Raw genomic sequence first — 17,930 nt, 5'->3', positions numbered from 1 at the left:
CTGTAGGGGTTTAGCATGCTAAACCCCTACCAAAAACTAAATTTAGAAAAATTATGTTGCCCCTAAAATCAAAACTCACCATTGGTTTTCTACTGTTTGCCCTAACCGTCGGCTGCGCCCAAGCACCCAATGCCAATATTCCTGTGACCAATGAAACTGCTGAAACAACGGCTACTGCTGAAAACCCGGCTACCAAAACTAAAGTTGTAGCCTTAACTTCCCTTTCAGCCGATATTCTCCACCGCCTAGATGAAGACTCTTTAGTCGGCGTTTCTGGCAGTCGTTTGCTTGCCCAAGATCCAAAGTTTAGTGATCTGCCTAAGGTCAGCGAGGGACGCACGCCACCCAATCTCGAAAAGATTGTTGCCCTCCAACCAGACTTGGTAATCGGCGCAGTGGGCTTCCATGACCAGATCCTCGAAAAGCTCGATGAAGTGGGCATTGAAACGATGGCGGTAGCAGTGCCTGATTGGCGATCGCTGGAAGAGTTGACCCGAACATTAGCTGAAAAAATTGGCGCAGATCCAGAGCCTTTACTCACGGAATATGCCAGTTTCTTACCCGCTGAGCCTCAGGCTACTGATTCGGCGATCGTGCTTGTGAGTAATCAGCCGATTATGGCTCCCAATCGCGATAGTTGGGCGGGTGATCTACTGCAACAGTTTGCGGTGAATAATCTCGTTGCTGAGTTGCAAGGTAACAGTCCTCAGCAGGGTTATATCACGTTGTCCCCGGAAAAAATCCTTGAGGCAAATCCTGAAATGCTATTGCTCGTTGATGTGGGCGATGATTCCCTCGAACAGCTAAAATCTGCGCCTTTTTGGAGTGAGCTAGATGCGGTAAAAAATGACCGTGTTTATACTTTCGATTACTACGGCTTGGTTAATCCCGGCAGTATCGCAGCGATTCAAACAGCAAGTCAAAAATTGCAGGAGCTGAGCACCGCTGTTAATTAAGCTGTTAGTCCTCTGTAAACAATCAGTTGTGGAGCTATTAAGGCATGGTGAAAACCCTCATCCCCATCTTTTTGGTTTCCAATGCCCGCGAATCGGCAAAGTGGTATGCCCGTTTAGGATTTGTCGTAGAAGGGGAACATCAGTTTGAGCCGGGTTTTCCGCTTTATATGTTTTTGCGGTGTGGCGCGATTGGACTGCATTTGTCAGAACATCAGGGAGATGCTCGACCCAATACCCTCGTTTATGGCTATGTCGAAAATCTTGAGGCGATCGCCACCGAATTTGGGGTGGCAATCATCGAGCAACCTTGGGGGAGAGAAGTCCACCTCACTGATCCTGACGGTAACCGTTTACGTCTTGGCGCAAGCTAAACCTCTCAAATTTTAAAACTTACAATTTATTTAGCACTCATCTTTTTTATTTGATTATGACGACGAATACATCACCAGACCTTCAGCAATTATCCTTTCAAGAGGCCATCACCTTTACCCAACAATGGTTGCAACAGGTGGAAGCACAAACCTTGCCAGAGAAACGCATCTTGGCAGATCTGCAAAGTCTGCTGACGAGCCGTAATGGTGTGCGGGGTTTTTTTGTGGCCTATCTCACAGGCAATAGCCCCCTTGCTGATCAGGTTCCCGATACTTTTTTTGAGGCGTTTCGCGCCACAGCATCAGAGATTAGTGAAATTGTCGTGAAAAATTTAGCCATGTCCACGGCAATGGCGATCGCCCACGGACGGAATAATAATCTTGAACAACAGGCGGGTTCCGAACAAGTCCAGCGGCGCTCCATTAACTTATTAAATACATTACTCGACGGCACAGACGACAATCCCTTTGAGCAAGAGAGGCAGGCACTTATTACAGCCATCCAAACAGAAAAAGGCAAGTACGCTACCTTCCACCAAAAATGGGGCTATGACACGGAACAACGCCAAGCGATGCAGGCAGCTCTAGAGGCGATCGCCTAGCCGAGGAATAGATTGGGATATTTTCACTTTTTGTCCGTTAAAGAGGGACACGGAGAGTAAGGGACACGGAGATTGAGTGACACGGAGATTGAGGGACATGGCGATAAAAAAATAAAAACTGAGCAAAAAACATCCAAATCTAACAATTGAAATTGCACAGTTCATTCCTCCCACTTCTCACCCATTCACCGCGTCACCCTGCCCCCTTCTCCCCGTGTCATTTCCCGACTAACCTCGTCTCTACTGTGATGTAGTTGCCATTTCTGCCGACTTCTGAGCCGCTTGATAAATCCGCGAAAATTTAGCGTGAATCAGGGGCGGACGCATCGTAAAGCGAATCTGAAAATAGGGCGCAGCCAAGTCAGAATTTTCCACGACTTTGGCGTAGAAATCATCACCCAATTCTTCAGTCTCTGGCTGTAAAAAGTTCAACTTTAAATTCCACAAAATTTCGGGTCTGGCTGACCCATGGTCGCTTGCTAACTGCAATACTGCTTCTCGTTTTGCTAAGCGAGTGATGTGGGCTGTTTGTCTAGTTTCGACAATATCTTTGCCCTTCAGCACCGAAAATTCGACGGCGATCGCCTCTGGTAGCTCGTAAAACTCTTCAATAATTTCCGGCAACCGTAGATTATATTTACCCCGAATTCCGGCTACCTCATAGATCGTAATGGCTGTCTTTACGCCCTTGGGAGAAACTTGCTGCGTACCACGGATTTCAAGGACATCTTTCAACAATTCATAGGTATGCTCAGAAATTAAAATTTGTCCTCCCGTTGTATAGGATTCGATGCGATAGGTGAGATTCACTTGGCTGCCGACAACGCCATATTTCGCCCGCTTTTCTGAGCCGATATTGCCAACGACCACTTCCCCCGTATTGACCCCGATACCCATTTCAAAGGGCGCTAAACCAAAGGCTGCAATTTTTTCATTCACCGAACCTAAGGCTAGTTGCATGGCAATGGCACAGGCGATCGCCCGTTCAGGATCGTCGGGACGGGGTAACGGCGCACCAAAGAGAACTAAAATACCGTCCCCCATAAACTCATCGATTGTGCCCAGATAATCTGTGATCACATCGGCCATATCACTCAAATATAAATTGAGCAGTTTCACCACTTCTTCCGGATCGAGACGCTCGGAAATTCCCGTAAAACCCCGTAGATCCGACGTGAGAATAGTAATCGTTCTGCGCTCGCCCCCCAGCCTTAAACCCTCTGGACTTTCAAGCAGTGTGGCAACAATTTCATTACTGAGATAACGCCCAAAAGTATTGCGAATTTCCCCCGCAGAGCGCGCAATATAGGCCGTAATGGCGATCGCCGATAGAGACAAACCAAGACCCGGCGCAATCACAGGGAGCCACAAACCCGACACAATTGCGCCATAGGTACTGCCCACCAAAATAACAACCATTATCCCCAAACCCACGAGCCGTTCCCATGACCAAGCCTTACCCTGTCCCGTATTCCGCAGACCCCATGCCAGCGAGGCTCCGACCCCAGTCCAAAATAAAATCCAGAGATTTTCTTGCCACTCAGACCAACTGCGCATCAATGGGCGACCATCCAACACCGCACTTAAAATTTGGCTCGTCATATGGGCATGAATTTCCACCCCCGGCATGCGCTCCTTAGCAGACAGCGTGTAGGGTACAGGAAATAGATCTTTGTTCACCTCCGTGACATCACCAATGAGAACGATGCGATCGCTGAATAAATGGGGGTCAACTTTATCAGACAACACATCCGCCATGGAAACCTGGTCAAACGCATTAGTTGCACCACGGTAATTAATTAAAATCTGATAGCCACCATTATCAATACCGATATAGGCACCACTATTGGGGTATAAAGGCTCTAAAATAACATCGCCAAACTGATACCAACCTGTCCCTGCCGCCGCACCGATGGACACCCCGTCCTGCTCTAAATATAGACCGGCCAACAGGAGACTGAGGGCATAATGGTCTTGTCCCGTATCATCATCAATGGCGAGAAGAGAACGCCGGATGCGGGCATCAGAATCGGTGACTAAATCATTAAACCCAATTTGATTTTTCTCAGCAAGGGCTTCGGGGGGCGGCACAGTTTCGGCAGGGGTTTCGCCGACCATTTTTTCAATGCCATAGATATTGTCATATTTCTGAAAAATTGCCACAAGGTCGTCGTGACCCGGATCCACAGGCACATCACGATAAATATCTAGACCAATGAGGCGCGGTTCCATCGTCTGCAACTTTGCTAATAATTCGGCAAAAACTGCGTCGGATTGGGTGGTGTTACCGGCTTCAATACCGACAATGACGATACGCTCATCGGGAGGTTCGGGAGGCTGCCAGCGCACAAACTGATCGTAGGCTGCTAGCTCAACAAATTCGAGGAAACCACTCAGGCGCAGTAACCAAACTAATGTGGCAATGGTTGGCGTTGTTACGAGAACACCGCGCCAATTCCAACTAAATTCTTTAAGGCGTTGCCACACAGGAAATTACTCAATGTGAAAGAAATAGATGCTGCTGTTGTTTCCCTGAATCGCTGGACAAAATCAGGATTGTTAAAGGTCAATCTCTGTTTCTAGATCCGCAAGGGATGGATAAGATGACCTCAATTGTATCGGGGTCAAGGTAATTCGTGGTTATTTCAGTACGTGACTTTTTTTGGCTTTGATCTCGGCACTAAACAATTAGTCGAGTTTTCCTAAATCCTGCCAGGTGGCGATCGCCGTTTCTGACCAGAGCCAGTTTTGACTGAGGGCTTCGATACTCACACCTTCGGGGTCCGTACTATAGGCGCTATCTCGTAGTTTCACCGCTTTACCCTCTAAATTTTGCTGGGCTTCCCCAGACTGGGTTTGGGCATTTTGATAAAGGGTTAAGGCTAAGCCTGCATAGGCCTGTGCTAGGAGTGGCGGATCGGATGTGGATTGGTTGATGACCTCTGTCCAGGTTTGGGCGGCTGCGTCATATTTTGCCGCGGCATAGTCGGCAAAACCGGCTGCATGGAGGTAGTAGGGTTGTTGTGGATCATTGTCGTAGGCTGTTGACCAAAAGCGTCGCACATCGTCAAGGCTGGCACCGTCGGCATTATCTAGTGAGTCTTTCAAAATAAGCTGCCAAGCGTAGCGACCCCTCAAAAAATTGTATTGGGCAAAGTCAACGCTGTCGGTATTGGCAATTTCGTAGAGTACTGACCGGGCTTGGGGTAATGCCTGTTGATCGAGAAGGTGGGTTGTAATGCGATAAAGCAGCGACCAGTCACCCTGTCGTTGGCGTGCCAGTTCTAGTAGTGTCTCGTTACTGAAATTTGCGAGTTCGACATTTTCTGATCTGGGAATCGAGGTTGTTTGGAGGGGCACTTGTAGGGAGCGCTGCTGGAGATTTTGCCACAACAGACTGCCACCTAGGGCGATCGCCGCCGTGAGACCCAGGGCTACTTGCCAAGGATAGCGCCGGACAAACTGTGTGGCCTGGCCACGGGGAGCGATGACTAAGCCTTTAGGTTGATTTGGAGTGTGGGGCTGGGGTTGTTTATCTTCTTTGATGTCTTGGATATCAGAACTAATTTCCGCCAAAATATTTTTTATAAAGGCGGTTTCTTCCCCGGTGTCCGAGGGTAGCTGATTGGGAGGCGCAAAGAGGGACTCATCGGATTCATCCGCAAGGAAATCACTATCGGAGACTGTCAAGTCGGCGATCGCCAAGCGTGCCTCATCTTCCGGGGACAAAGTCGCCAGCTCAAAATCCGAAATGTGCATCAACTCCGCCAACCCCTCACGATTTAGAGGACGATGTTGCAACAGACCATGGAAAGTCGGATTCATATAAAGCACAGGCAAGGCCCAGTACAACTGGTGGGAACCATAGGCCGAAATGAGACCCTGCCGCACCCGCCCCAAACTAAAATCGATGGGATACCCTTGGTGCAAATTACGATAAAGCAACCGCGTAAAGGTGAGAGCCACTTGATCTGGAATTTGGGCAGACATGGCCAACACAGCCGGGATGCCTCGTCGTACCAGTGCCTGAGCTAAATTATTTTCTGTGGTGCTTTCAGCTTGATAGTTGGCGATGCCATCTGCCCCATGGCAGGAATTAAATAATGCAAATTGCACACCATTATTCGCCAGTAGCCCAGCTAGATCGTCCCCGGCGACGGATTCAGTCAGACCCGTTTCGCGATTAACCAAATAAATATCGCCACCGGAATTCCCTAAATTACTATGGCCTGCATAGTGGAAAACCTGATACTGCCCTTGCTCAAGAATTTCTGTCAGTTCTTGTCGGCCCGGATTATCCAGAATCGTCACTTCTAAAGGTGGCGTGCCGGGTACTGTTTCTTTATCCAGTTCACTTTGTAAATGGGCTGCCTCTTGGCGCAATTCCAAACGATCTTGATCGGCCGGGCTAGCGAGCACCATTAAAATTTTCAGGGTTTGTTCTGCCACATCATCCATGGACGGTGAGTCTGGCAAGCCTTGGATTTTGCTGTTGTAGCGAGAAAAGCTCGTTTCAATGCCCGTCGTTAAACTTTCAATTTCACCATCGGTGGTGTCGATACTATTAATCACTTCCCAAGGCAAACTAAACAGACGGGTTTCTTTAAACCCTAGTCGCAGCCGTAAAATGCGGTTTTGATTGTGGGCGATCGCCTGTGCCTTACTCCAACTATCACGCAAACTACCAAAAAATAACGCTTGGTGGAGCTGCTGCCCAAACTCCATTAACGTAGTCGCCACCGCTGGCACTTCCGTCATACTTAGCGAAGCCAAATCCGTATCCGGTGTTACTAAACGATTTTGTGCACTGAGGCGACCCGTCCCCTGTAATAGGCGCGATAGGGGATCGCTCATCAAATTTTGAGCAGTGGTAAGCCAATGTTCGACATCCCATTGCACCTGTTCCTCTGCTACGGGAACACCAGCCGCCATATTTTCTGTGCGGAGTAGATAACGATCCTCTCCCAGATGTGTAATTGAAAGTTGGAAGTCTTGGAACATGCTGGCTTACGGGTTTAACTGTGCGAACACCTCACACCTATTGATAACACTTGTCGGAAAAATGTTTCCACTCTTGTCGCTACACTTAATCCCCAAACCTCAGTCTTTACAGAGTCTTTAATATTGTCCCCCAAAAAATGCTCAAATCTAAACAGAAATCACACACAAATGATCCGGATAGGCAAACTGAATCTAATTGAAAGCGATCACTAAAGGCGATCGCCACAGGCCTTTTGATCTTTATCAAACCCTCACAATGCTCAACCATAAAATATCCGGACTTCATGTGTTCCATTGGAAGAACTTGTTGCAGTGTCAAAATTACGACCTGCATTGCCAAATTAGTGACCCGTAAAATCCTAAAGCCTACTGTAATAAACATCACAAAAAAAAGCAGATTTCTACGCGCAATTTTTCACCTGATAGGGAACATCTTTCACCTTTAATTCAGTCACTAAAAGCTAACCGCTTAAAAGTGATACTGAAAAAAATATCAACACACTGCGACAATGATTCTTTTTTTGGAGACTTAAATCTATGCAACTTTTAGAAGCTTTTAGACATTTCCTTTTTCCCTTTGATCAAGAAATTCTTGAAACACCGACCGTCAGTGAAAAAACACGACAGTGCAGTGGTAAGACAACCAAAAGTCTACAGGAAAAAGGCGAAAAGTCACGCGAATTCATTGCTTTAGACGGTTTTTTGTATCTAAATAATCTTTAAAAATTGTCTGCCTAAATCGATAAATCATGAAACCCATAGTCCCTAGCCCAGCTCTTGTAATTTATTAACCAGATCATCTTGAGCAATGACATAAACACCACGAATCTTTTTCTGGGAAACGGCTAATTGTGCCCGGGTAAAAACGAGAATTGGGGTGACAAAATCCCACTGTTTTTTGTCTCGCACCTGGAGGGCTTGCTTCATCACAATCTGCAAAAAATCTTTCTTAAAGGGATAGATGGTTCGCCCCATGCGACGGTGGAGACGGTGATCTTGAAAAATAACGGTTCCTTTGTGGGATTTGACATCAATCACGTAGGTCTTTTTCCGCGGTGAAACACAGATGACATCGGCATCTCCCAAGCCCTGGTCTAATCTCATGCCGTACTGAAATTCCCAGCCTTTTGGTTCTAGGGTCTGTAAAACTTCGGCCACTTGTTCTTCTGCCCTCGCGCCTAGATCGGCACGGTCGGCGGCTTCCCATAGATCGAGCCCCCGGAAGACAAAGGCAATGGCTCCAAAAACGGCGATCGCCACAAGGGAAATGGCAATCACAAAACCTAGTTGTAGTGCCAAAATCGGAAACATAAACACGACTAGCAGCGGCAACATCAATGCCCCAAAAAACGCACGCCAAGATTGCCAGCGCCGTCGCTTTGCCATTTGGCGCACATTTTGTCCCGCTTTACTGGAGAAGGCAACCATACATTAGCCTGTCGTGAATTGGTGTGCTGCGCTCGTCTGAGTGGAAGAAGTTTGTATCATAGGACAGGGATTACTCCCCATACCTAAATTATTATCTTGCACCTAATCTATGATGGAAAAACCAGCCCAAACGGACTATCCGATCCATGATTTGCTCCGTCAACGCTACAGTACGCTTGCTTTTGATGGCGATCGCCCTGTAGAAGCTGACAAACTTGGGAGTCTCCTCGAAGCGGCACGTTGGGCTGCCTCGTGCTTTAACGAACAACCTTGGCGATTTATTGTGGCAACCAAGCGTCATGCTGCGGCCTACCAGAAATTGCTAAATTGCATCGTTGAGGGGAATCAAGTCTGGGCAAAAAATGCCGATATCCTAATGATTTCCGTCGGAAAACAGCGATTTACTCGCAATGATAACCCGAATCCCTATGGAATGTACGATGTGGGTCAAGCCCTAGCGAACCTAACCCTCCAAGCGGAGGCCATGGGACTACGGGTTCATCAGATGGGTGGCTTCGACAAAGATAAAGCTCGCGAGGTTTATGGAATCCCTGTTGGGTTTGAGCCTGCTGCTGCTGTGGCCATCGGTTATCCTGGTGAGCTTGGCAGTCTTGATAATGAAGCTTTACGGGAGCGGGAAGCGTCACCACGGGTTCGTAAACCTTTATCCGACATCGTGTTCGGCGATCGCTGGGAACAGAGCTACAGCCTGCTCGAATAGGACTCAGAGCAGAGCCATGGGCACTATCCTAAAGATTTGTGATCAAAGATGTGCCATCAATGTCAATCTTGGTCAGTCTTACTAACCACGACAATCGTTTCTGAAAAATATAGTGATAGTGCCGACTTTTCGAGGTGATTTTGCACAAATATTCCACCTCCTAATTTCGCTTGTTGTGTGGTCTAGAAGTCGTTGCATCAACCTATGTATTCTCTGTCTAACCCATCACTGTTCTTAGGCTTTTAGAGCGTACTGACCTTAAGTGTTGAAGTATTTAGCAACGGGATGGTAAGTGATAATGGCAGACGTGGATTGTTCGGGATAAATCTGCTCGCTTTCGTCCATGTACATATTAATGCGGTCAACCTTTAGTAGCTCTAACTGGGTGTATTGGTCTTGGATATTGGGACAAGCGGGATAGCCAAAACTATAGCGAGACCCTTGGTATCTTTGGCGCAACATATCTTTGATATTGTCTGGTTCTAGATCGCCATAGCCTAACTCTCGACGGACTTTGGCATGACCCCATTCTGCTAGGGCTTCGGCAGTTTGGACGGCTAATCCATGGTAGTAAAGGTAATCGGTGTATTCGTCATTATCAAAGAGTTTCTTGGCATATTCGGTGGCAATTTCACCAACGGTCACGGCCTGCATCGGAAAGACATCCACATGACCGGAATCTACGCCGGCAAAAAAGTCGGCAATACATAGTCGTCTGCCGGATTTTTGGCGGGGAAAATCAAATTTCGCCACCTGCTCTAGGGTTCCGTCCGCTGCATATTTATCGGCATCGTAAATAATCAAACTATTTTCTTGGGACTGACAGGGAAAATAACCATAAATAAGGGTTGGGTGGAGGAGGTTTTCGGCGATCGCCCGTTGCTTCCATTGTTCTAAGAGAGGATAGATTTCATCAGCAATAAATTTGTCATACTCTTCCTTCGTTTGGTTTTTCTTCTTACGGAATTGCCACTGACCGACAATTAAAGCTTGTAAGTCTAAATACCAAAACAACTCTTTCAAATCGAGATCTGCCGAAGTTAAAACCTTTGTGCCCCAGAATGGTGGCGTGGGACGCTCAATATCTGGATCGACAGCTTCGGAACGGCGGGTATCAATAATCTCTGGTTCTTCTGGTTTTGCCTCAACTGCGGCGACGGCAACAGACCCATTGGTTTCGGCATGGCCATTGCTAGCATTTTCGTCGTACTCATCGAGGAAGCCTTTGAGATCGTCCCAATTTTCCGCAGATTTGGCGGGCATGAGCTTATCCATAAAGTGCAAATCGGCAAAGGCATCGCGGCCATAGATTACTTGGCCTTTGTAGGTATTTTGACAGTCTTGATTGACAAATTTTGGGGTTAACGCCGCACCACCAAGAATCACAGGCACGGTAATGCCACGCTCGTTAAAAGTAGCTAAATTATCTTTCATGAAAGCGGTCGATTTCACTAACAAACCACTCATGGCAATGCAGTCTGGCTGATGTTCTTCGTAGGCTTGAATGATATTTTCAACGGGTTGTTTGATGCCAAGGTTTACGACGTTGTAGCCATTATTAGAAAGAATGATGTCGACTAGGTTTTTACCGATGTCATGGACATCACCTTTTACGGTTGCAATGACAAATGTTCCTTTGCCGCGATCATCGCCTTCTTCTTTGTCCATAAAGGGTTCGAGGAATGCCACTGCGGCTTTCATGGTTTGGGCAGACTGGAGCACGAAGGGTAATTGCATTTGCCCAGATCCAAATAGTTCGCCGACAACTTTCATGCCATCAAGTAGGAAAATATTAATGATGTCGAGGGGCGGATGATTTTCTAATGCTTCTTTTAGGGCATCTTCTAAACCTAATCTTTCGCCATCAATAATGTGTTGTTTTAAACGCTCATTAATGGGGAGATTTTTATCGATGGCTTCGGATTTCTTGGCCTTTTTTCCTGCAAATAATTCTGTTAGTTTGGTCAGGGGATCGTAGATGCAAATATCACCGTCAAATTCCCGGTGATCGCCGATCAGATCACGACAAACTTTTTGGTGCTCTTCACTGATCTTTGATAGGGGAAGAATCTTGCTGGCACTAACAATGGCCGCATCCATGCCCACTTGCATACATTCATGGAGAAAGACCGAATTGAGCACTTGACGGGAAGCGGCGTTTAGACCAAAGGAAATATTAGAAACACCCAAAATGATATGACAATCGGGCAACTCATCGCGGATCTGTTTGATGGCATCAACGGTTGCTTTACCATTCAGGCGATCTTCTTCAATACCGGTGGAAATAGGCAATGCTAGGGGATCAAAAAAGATTTCATGGGCAGGAATGCCATACTCCAAACAAGCATCATAGGCACGTTTGGCAATTTCAAATTTTTTCGCCGCTGTCCGCGCCATACCCTCTTCATCAATGGTGCCAATCACCACACCCGCACCATATTTTTTGGCGAGGGAAAGCACCTTATAAAAACGTTCTTCGCCATCTTCATAGTTAGTGGAGTTGAGGATACATTTTCCCCCTGCCACCTTGAGGCCGGCCTCCATTTTTTCCCACTCGGTGGAGTCGAGCATCAAGGGTAATGTGATGTTATTAACCAGTCGCGAAGTTAGCTCGTGCATATCCCGCACACCATCGCGACCCACATAGTCAACGTTCACATCAAGGACATGGGCTCCTTCTTTCACTTGGGATTTGGCAAGGGAAATGAGGCTATCCCAGTTTTCTTCATTGAGTAGCGTGCGGCATTTTTTGGAACCGCTGGCATTTAACCGCTCACCAACAATCAAGAAAGAATTGTCTTGGATATAGGGCTGGGTGCTATAAATGGATGCTGCTGATGGTTCGTAGGTTGACTGGCGTTCTTTGGGTTTGAGTTCAGAGGCCAGTTCGGTTAGGGCTTTAATGTGGTCGGGACGAGTGCCGCAACAACCACCAATCACCTGTACTCCAAGGTCTTCGATGAAGTGCATCATCGCCATTTTCATTTCGAGGGCCGTCAGTTTGTAGTGGGCTTGGCCGCCAATGTTTTCCGGCAAACCGGCATTGGGAATGCAGGAAACAATGAAAGGGGAATGTTCTGATAAATATTTGATGTGCTCTTTCATCAGGTCGGGGCCGGTGGCACAGTTCAGACCCAAAATGTCGATTTTGTAGGGTTCGAGGATCGCCACTGCTGCTGATATCTCTGTACCGACAAGCATTGTGCCCATGGTTTCCATTGTCACTGAGACCATTATCGGCAGGCGATCGCCTTTTTTCTCAAAAGTCTTTTCAATACCATTTAGAGCCGCTTTAATTTGCAACACATCTTGGCAAGTTTCGACGAGCATCAGATCAACGCCGCCATCGTAAAGACCCTCTGCCTGTTCTGCAAAGGCATTTTCGAGGGAATCGTAATCGATATGTCCCAAGCTGGGCAACTTTGTGCCGGGGCCAATGGAGCCTGCTACAAAACGAGGCTTTTCAGGGGTGGAAAATTCTGCTGTGACGGATTTTGCTAGCTCTGCGGCTTTTTTGTTGAGTTCGTAGGCTTGATCGGCGAGATCATATTCTGCAAGAACGATAGATGTACCACCAAAGGTATCGGTCTCAATGACATCTGCCCCGGCTTCGAGGAAACCGCGATGGACGATCGCCACGGCTTCGGGCTTCGTTTCGACAAGATATTCGTTACAGCCTTCATACTCCGCGCCACCAAAATCCTCGGCAGTGAGATTCTGCACTTGAAGATTTGTTCCCATTGCACCATCAAATACGAGGACGGGACGTTCGGGACTATTGAGGCGATCGAGAAAAGCACTTTTCATAGATTGTTTCGAGGGACTGGAACAAAGCAAGCTAAGTTCATTATTTTAGCGTGAACCCTTAACCAAAACTTTAGAAATACTCGATATCGATATATTTGGGTTATTGGGGGGCGATCGCCGCTATCTTTTGCTGGCTAGATAGAATAGACGAGACGAATTCTTTCAGCGCAGGAGCCGTGTGTGATGGTTGCAACTTCAGCAAAACGCTACAGCTTTGAAGAATATTGCCAATACGACGATGGCACAAATACCCGCTACGAACTCGAACATGGACAACTAATTGCAATGACACCACCGAAAGGGCTGCATTTTTTGATTGCGCAACGTTTAGAACGTCTTTTTACGGCACAACTCCAGCAGCGCGAGGAATCTTGGGTCTGCTTGAAGGAAGCTGGTTTAAGAACAACAGAACGAAAATCCCGGATGCCAGATTTGATGGTAATTGAGGAAAAATACTTTATGGAGTTGTTAGATGAAGCTTTAATTTTCGAAAAGTCACCTCTCGTTGCTGTTGAAATTGTTAGTCCAGAATCGGCCACACGGGATTACCGTTACAAGCGGTCGGAATATGCGGCGATCGCCGTCCCAGAATATTGGATTGTTGACCCACAAGAAGAGAAAGTAACAGTCTTGATTTTTAATGAAGGTCTTTACGATGAAACTGTTTTTAGCGGGATAGAAAAAATCATCTCACCTCAATTTCCGGGATTGGATATTTCGCCTCAAGAATTATTTGAGCTTCCTTAAAATCACTTTTTATTTTCAGATTAGGCGTAGCCAACTAAATAGTTCTGTCGCTGTCAGTTGCCAATTCTCGAGGATAGATAGTGTGGGCAATGTAGCGTCTTGTTCTTTGAACTCAGCAAGTTTGTCAGAATGAAACACTGTCACGGAATAGTCATCAGGGGCGATTAACCAGCCTAGTTTTGAACCTTGTTGTATGGAAAAAAGGATTTTCTCGATGACGCGCGGTGGACTTTGTTCTGGAGACAAAATTTCAATAACCCAATCGGGGGCAACAGTGAAGCGATTTTGGATTTCGCCATTGTTGTCTACAGGAATATTTGCCCACTCGAATACAGCGATATCTGGCACAAGAGATCTTTCGCTAAAGGTGCAACGAAGTTCAGGGAATGCATAGGCTAATTTTTCGGGTTGTCCTATGCGATTAATCTCGGTGACGAGACGACCTTGTAATGTGCTGTGTTTTCCTTGGGGCATCGGCTTTTGATAAACATTCCCGTTGATATATTCGCTAGCGGGTTTTGTTTCAGGCAATGCCAAAAACTCAGATAAGGAATACTGCTGGGATGTTACGGCGACTGTTGCCATCAGATTTTTCCATCAACCACGCAACCATTGTAATCATTCTCGTAGGGGCGTTATCGCGATGCGCCCTCTATTCGTTGAGTTGGGAATCTCATTCACTAATCGCTGGGGCATAGTTTTCGAGCCAGATACGCAACAGCTCAACTGTGATTTGCCAGCGGGGTTCTTCGTCATCACTAGAAATGTCGTGGATGACATCATGTTTCGCCAGCATTTTTAGGGCAGGTTTGAGGATGTCTGCATCTAAAGGAAGCAACTCTAAAAGTTCGGCGGTGCTTAAGCCATCGGTGTAAACAGCAAGGGTTTTAATAATCTGTTGTTGTCCGGCAGTATCTTGAGAAGCTTGTCGCCAAACACCATCAAAGTAGTAGCGTCCTTTCCGGAAAAAGTCCTCGGTGATAATGGCTTCAACATCTTCGGTGGTTAGGAGGTTATCGCGCTGTCTACCTTGCTCAAAGACATAATCGTTATAGCGGCGCACAAGCTGGAAACCAATGAGCTGCACAAGATAGGGTTGCCCAAAGGTGAGGTCATAAATGCGTTGGAGGGCGGCGGGTTCATAGTCGAGGGGAAAGTCTTCGGTGGGGCTAACAAGCAGTTGGAAGGTTGCCTCACGATTCAGGAAACTCACACGAATCGGGATGACGCTGGCGAAGAAAGGCTGGAAATAATCAGCGGTCATTTCCTCTAGGGTATGCAGTCCGGCAAAGGCAAAGGCAAGTTTTGGACTCATCTGCACCAGTCCACGCAAGTATCCCAGAAATTCTTTGGAGATTTGGCCTTTCTCAATGAGGTCTTCGAGGATTTCAAATTCATCAAGGGCAATAATCAGGCGATCACCCTCCATTTCTGCCAGCACTTTTTTTAGGTATCTTTCAAAGTTGCGTTTAGGGAGTTTGAGTAAATCGTCATCGCTGGGAGGTTCGATATCTGTGGCGATCGCAATTTCATCGCTGAGGGCAATGAGCACTTCGCCCACTCCTTCCTCAACTTCGCCGAGGCGTTGCAGGTTGATGTAGATGACTTTCCCTGTGGAACCGATATGGCTGGTGGCGTTACGGAGGATGGAGGTTTTACCCATGCGGCGGTGTCCGTACAAAACAATGGATTGGCGAGTTTTATTGGTAATCCACAGTTCTTCGAGTTGACGCATAATGTCATCACGTCCGGCAAAGTTCTGACCAATCACGGGATCGCCAATGACATAGGGATTTTCGACGGGTTGGGTGATTTCTGCGCTACCGATTTCTAGGGCGAGGGGTTCGATGGCAGCTTTCCATGTTTGGGCAATGTCAACGATTAAGCCTCGTTCTGCTGTGGGGAGTTGATCTTGGGTTTGAATGATTTTGGTGAGTTCACCGATTGCACGGTTTAGAGCAAGGGAGCGGGTTTGCTTGGCAATGCTGTGGAGGAAAGATTGAGTATCTTGAATGACTCGTTCAAAGCCTGAAATTGCTTGCCAAGTGATCGGTCGAAAACAAGTTTTTATTTGGAAAGACTGTAATTTTACTTGTTCAATATCTTCAGCTATATTCGCTTGTTGACAGAGCGAAATATTATAAGCAAGTTGATACATTTCCTCACCATGGGCAATCGAACGGAGAGTTTTAAATATTTCAGCTGCACAAGCCGCTTTTTTCTCATGGAGATAAACAAATCCCAATGCCACAAAACTATGCAGAGAATCCTCACGGTAAACTTTCAGTTTCAAAACATTAGAATTTTGAATTAGACTGTCAGTTTGAATTTCAAAAAAGAGAATAAACCCTGCAAAAATCTGAGTTAAAAGTGCAGGGTATAGATCAAAAAAGCAGAATTCAAGAACATCAAAATACTTGATATTATCTGACAGATAAGATATTTTCTTTATAATTTGATCTTTATGGACTTTTTTAAGAGTTTCATTTAGAGCTTCGACACATGGAATAAACTGATATGAGAAGGTCAGTAGTTGGTTTATATTGTCAATTCCTGTCGTGAAATCTTTTTCCAGCCAATATTGAATTATTTTTTGAAGAGTTAGAATTGGTATAAACGAAGTATTTACGTAAGATTTACTGAATTGCTTCTTCTGTAATATTTCTAAATTTGTAAGAAGCCAACTATCAAATCGACATCTCGCTAATACGGATAATATTCCACTTGATACACCACAAAAAAAAGCTACTCTAAAGCCATGTTGAAGACCAATAGAAAAGCCAACTGTAGACCCAATAATAAATGCGCCAGATAAACTTCTTAACGAATCAATCAAAACACCTTGATACCTATTGAATACCCCTCGGGCAATACCAAGAGTTACACCCAAAATACCTCCAAGAATCAATGAAAGTTTTAATATAACCTGTTCATCTATTTTTGCGTCTATAAAGCCTCCTACTGCACTAGAAGAAATGCTAACTACAATACATATAATAGTTCCTGACTCTACCGATTTTCTTGTATAAAAAAGATATCCTATTAATATTGAAAAAAACACACAAAATAAGGCGTTATACTCATTGTTTTGAAAGCCTATTAATCTCAGGGCTAAGAATGTTATCAATGCCAATACTAATCCGAGTGTTAGACCTTGGCTAAAAAGTCTTTTTTTTGATATTGGAGAAGGAAATTTTTGAGAGTATAAAATTAGCGCCTGCGGAAAGTAAAATACCCAGTACAGCAGCCGAAGGTAGTCCAGTGGGTTCCAGAGTTGTAGGGGACGGTTAAGCTTTGGGGCAAGGTCTAGCTTTGGGACAGGAGAGTTGTCAGTCATCAGTTATCCTCCCGTCCTTCCTTGGGGAAGCTTTTCGTATGAGGAAGGGGTTTTTCGATAGGTTGCGCCACCCACGAGGAACCCACCCCTAGCCCATCCCAAGAGGGGAATATTGACCACAGACTAACCATTTGTCCAATCCCCCAGCAGCAACCCTTCAATATTTTCAAAATGTCGCGTGTTCGCCGTCACCAAAACATCACCCCGCGCCTTTGCCACCGCCGCAATCAACACATCATTGGGCTGACTCGGTTTACCAATACGTCGTAATTGCCCTTGAATCTTGCCAAACTCTAGTGCTGCCGCTTCATCAAAATCAATCACTGGCACTAACTGTAAAAAAGTCTCTAAAATCTCTAAATTTCTCTGACGTTGTTGCGAACAATAAACCCCGGCATAAATCTCCGCCAAAACCACAGTAGACAAATAACATTCTAAAAAATGGCGATTTACCAACTTCATGACGCTAGCGTTACCCTTCGTAAAAGCCACATAGATGTTGGTATCCAGCAAGTACATTAAGCAGACTGTTCCATCACGTCATCACCCCACGAAGCCTGTAGCTCCTCAAAAGCCTGTCGTTTTTCTGCTTCGAGCATTTCTAGCGTATCGATTAAATCTTGCTTTTCTTCCATCGGTATTGCCAGCAGACGCTCCAAACTCTTCCGGCGTGTGGCTTCATCTAGCTTAGAAGCATCAGGGATTTCATAGACTTTTTCTAGACCATCATGGCGATCGCCCTCGTAGAAAGTATCAAGAATTTTGCCGTTGCGAGTAATTGTAATTTTCATAAAACATTCGCCAATTTATCTTGAAGTCCCCTTTACAAAGGGGGATTTAGGGGGATCTCTCGTTAGGATGCGAAACCTACTGAGGCTCCCTCCGCCTTCGGCACCTCTCTTATTAAGCTATCCATTACGCAAAAGTCGCTGTAAAGGTTTAAAGAAGGAGCTTTGAAGC

The 17,930-nt window shown here is 46.0% G+C and carries 14 protein-coding genes; 6 read left to right on the top strand and 8 right to left on the bottom strand.

Annotation, left to right across the window (positions count from 1 at the left end):
* The first annotated feature begins 53 nt into the window (after nucleotides 1-53).
* The 3 genes from NIES208_RS13325 to NIES208_RS13315 are packed head-to-tail and all read left to right on the top strand — an operon-like array spanning nucleotide 54 to nucleotide 1,929.
* A complete protein-coding gene (locus tag NIES208_RS13325) occupies nucleotides 54-956 on the top strand; it encodes an ABC transporter substrate-binding protein (protein WP_075893479.1) in 903 nt (300 codons plus the stop codon).
* 44 nt (nucleotides 957-1,000) lie between these two features.
* Nucleotides 1,001-1,327: a glyoxalase superfamily protein gene (locus tag NIES208_RS13320; protein ID WP_075893478.1), complete on the top strand. Its 327-nt coding sequence runs from the start codon at nucleotides 1,001-1,003 to the stop codon at nucleotides 1,325-1,327.
* Nucleotides 1,328-1,383: 56 nt separating this feature from the next.
* On the top strand, nucleotides 1,384-1,929 hold the full coding sequence (locus tag NIES208_RS13315) for a hypothetical protein (RefSeq protein WP_075893477.1): 546 nt from the start codon (nucleotides 1,384-1,386) through the stop codon (nucleotides 1,927-1,929).
* Between the two features lie 240 nt (nucleotides 1,930-2,169).
* Here NIES208_RS13315 and NIES208_RS13310 read toward each other — a convergent pair whose 3' ends face one another.
* Nucleotides 2,170-4,416, bottom strand: coding sequence for a CHASE2 domain-containing protein (locus NIES208_RS13310; protein ID WP_075893476.1), 2,247 nt, complete (start codon nucleotides 4,414-4,416; stop codon nucleotides 2,170-2,172).
* 201 nt (nucleotides 4,417-4,617) lie between these two features.
* Complete coding sequence (locus tag NIES208_RS13305; RefSeq protein WP_075893475.1) at nucleotides 4,618-6,930, bottom strand: CHAT domain-containing protein; 2,313 nt, start codon at nucleotides 6,928-6,930, stop codon at nucleotides 4,618-4,620.
* A 537-nt stretch (nucleotides 6,931-7,467) separates the two neighbouring features.
* Between NIES208_RS13305 and NIES208_RS13295 the strand changes: the two genes are divergently transcribed.
* Complete coding sequence (locus NIES208_RS13295; RefSeq protein WP_075893473.1) at nucleotides 7,468-7,653, top strand: hypothetical protein; 186 nt, start codon at nucleotides 7,468-7,470, stop codon at nucleotides 7,651-7,653.
* Between the two features lie 42 nt (nucleotides 7,654-7,695).
* Here the strand turns inward: NIES208_RS13295 and NIES208_RS13290 are convergent, their stop codons facing one another.
* The gene (locus NIES208_RS13290) at nucleotides 7,696-8,358 is read right to left on the bottom strand and encodes a nuclease-related domain-containing protein (RefSeq protein ID WP_075893472.1); all 663 of its coding nucleotides are present in this window, start codon (nucleotides 8,356-8,358) and stop codon (nucleotides 7,696-7,698) included.
* Nucleotides 8,359-8,467: 109 nt separating this feature from the next.
* Between NIES208_RS13290 and NIES208_RS13285 the strand changes: the two genes are divergently transcribed.
* Nucleotides 8,468-9,079: a nitroreductase family protein gene (locus NIES208_RS13285; protein ID WP_235641393.1), complete on the top strand. Its 612-nt coding sequence runs from the start codon at nucleotides 8,468-8,470 to the stop codon at nucleotides 9,077-9,079.
* 258 nt (nucleotides 9,080-9,337) lie between these two features.
* Here the strand turns inward: NIES208_RS13285 and metH are convergent, their stop codons facing one another.
* On the bottom strand, nucleotides 9,338-12,886 hold the full coding sequence (gene metH / locus NIES208_RS13280) for a methionine synthase (RefSeq protein ID WP_075893470.1): 3,549 nt from the start codon (nucleotides 12,884-12,886) through the stop codon (nucleotides 9,338-9,340).
* A gap of 183 nt (nucleotides 12,887-13,069) precedes the next feature.
* On the opposite strand from metH, the gene NIES208_RS13275 reads away from it, so the two are divergent.
* Entirely contained in the window at nucleotides 13,070-13,633 is a 564-nt protein-coding gene (locus NIES208_RS13275; protein WP_075893469.1) for a Uma2 family endonuclease, read from the top strand.
* 15 nt (nucleotides 13,634-13,648) lie between these two features.
* On the opposite strand, the gene NIES208_RS13270 is transcribed toward NIES208_RS13275, so the two are convergent.
* The 4 genes from NIES208_RS13270 to NIES208_RS13255 all read right to left on the bottom strand — a co-directional run bounded on the left by NIES208_RS13270 (nucleotide 13,649) and on the right by NIES208_RS13255 (nucleotide 17,761).
* Nucleotides 13,649-14,218: a Uma2 family endonuclease gene (locus tag NIES208_RS13270; RefSeq protein WP_075893468.1), complete on the bottom strand. Its 570-nt coding sequence runs from the start codon at nucleotides 14,216-14,218 to the stop codon at nucleotides 13,649-13,651.
* A gap of 88 nt (nucleotides 14,219-14,306) precedes the next feature.
* Nucleotides 14,307-15,926 carry an AAA family ATPase gene (locus NIES208_RS13265; RefSeq protein ID WP_139325063.1) on the bottom strand — a complete coding sequence of 540 codons (1,620 nt, stop codon included), beginning with the start codon at nucleotides 15,924-15,926 and terminating at the stop codon, nucleotides 14,307-14,309.
* A gap of 1,167 nt (nucleotides 15,927-17,093) precedes the next feature.
* Nucleotides 17,094-17,489: a type II toxin-antitoxin system VapC family toxin gene (locus NIES208_RS13260; RefSeq protein ID WP_075893466.1), complete on the bottom strand. Its 396-nt coding sequence runs from the start codon at nucleotides 17,487-17,489 to the stop codon at nucleotides 17,094-17,096.
* Nucleotides 17,489-17,761, bottom strand: coding sequence for a hypothetical protein (locus tag NIES208_RS13255; RefSeq protein WP_075893465.1), 273 nt, complete (start codon nucleotides 17,759-17,761; stop codon nucleotides 17,489-17,491). The genes NIES208_RS13260 and NIES208_RS13255 overlap by 1 nt, the downstream gene beginning before the upstream one ends.
* Nucleotides 17,762-17,930: the final 169 nt, after the last annotated feature.

Origin of the sequence: [Limnothrix rosea] IAM M-220 (assembly GCF_001904615.1) — a bacterium.
Lineage (GTDB): Bacteria > Cyanobacteriota > Cyanobacteriia > Cyanobacteriales > MRBY01 > MRBY01.
This window is presented reverse-complemented; position numbering and strand designations above follow the sequence as displayed.

Excerpts from the sequence above, each read along its gene's own strand:
- NIES208_RS13325 (WP_075893479.1), top strand. The coding sequence starts at position 54 with ATGTTGCCCCTAAAATCAAAACTCACCATTGGTTTTCTACTGTTTGCC.
- NIES208_RS13320 (WP_075893478.1), top strand. The coding sequence starts at position 1,001 with ATGGTGAAAACCCTCATCCCCATCTTTTTGGTTTCCAATGCCCGCGAA.
- NIES208_RS13315 (WP_075893477.1), top strand. The coding sequence starts at position 1,384 with ATGACGACGAATACATCACCAGACCTTCAGCAATTATCCTTTCAAGAG.
- NIES208_RS13305 (WP_075893475.1), bottom strand. The coding sequence starts at position 6,930 with ATGTTCCAAGACTTCCAACTTTCAATTACACATCTGGGAGAGGATCGT.
- NIES208_RS13295 (WP_075893473.1), top strand. The coding sequence starts at position 7,468 with ATGCAACTTTTAGAAGCTTTTAGACATTTCCTTTTTCCCTTTGATCAA.
- NIES208_RS13290 (WP_075893472.1), bottom strand. The coding sequence starts at position 8,358 with ATGGTTGCCTTCTCCAGTAAAGCGGGACAAAATGTGCGCCAAATGGCA.
- NIES208_RS13285 (WP_235641393.1), top strand. The coding sequence starts at position 8,468 with ATGATGGAAAAACCAGCCCAAACGGACTATCCGATCCATGATTTGCTC.
- metH (WP_075893470.1), bottom strand. The coding sequence starts at position 12,886 with ATGAAAAGTGCTTTTCTCGATCGCCTCAATAGTCCCGAACGTCCCGTC.
- NIES208_RS13275 (WP_075893469.1), top strand. The coding sequence starts at position 13,070 with ATGGTTGCAACTTCAGCAAAACGCTACAGCTTTGAAGAATATTGCCAA.
- NIES208_RS13270 (WP_075893468.1), bottom strand. The coding sequence starts at position 14,218 with ATGGCAACAGTCGCCGTAACATCCCAGCAGTATTCCTTATCTGAGTTT.
- NIES208_RS13260 (WP_075893466.1), bottom strand. The coding sequence starts at position 17,489 with ATGTACTTGCTGGATACCAACATCTATGTGGCTTTTACGAAGGGTAAC.
- NIES208_RS13255 (WP_075893465.1), bottom strand. The coding sequence starts at position 17,761 with ATGAAAATTACAATTACTCGCAACGGCAAAATTCTTGATACTTTCTAC.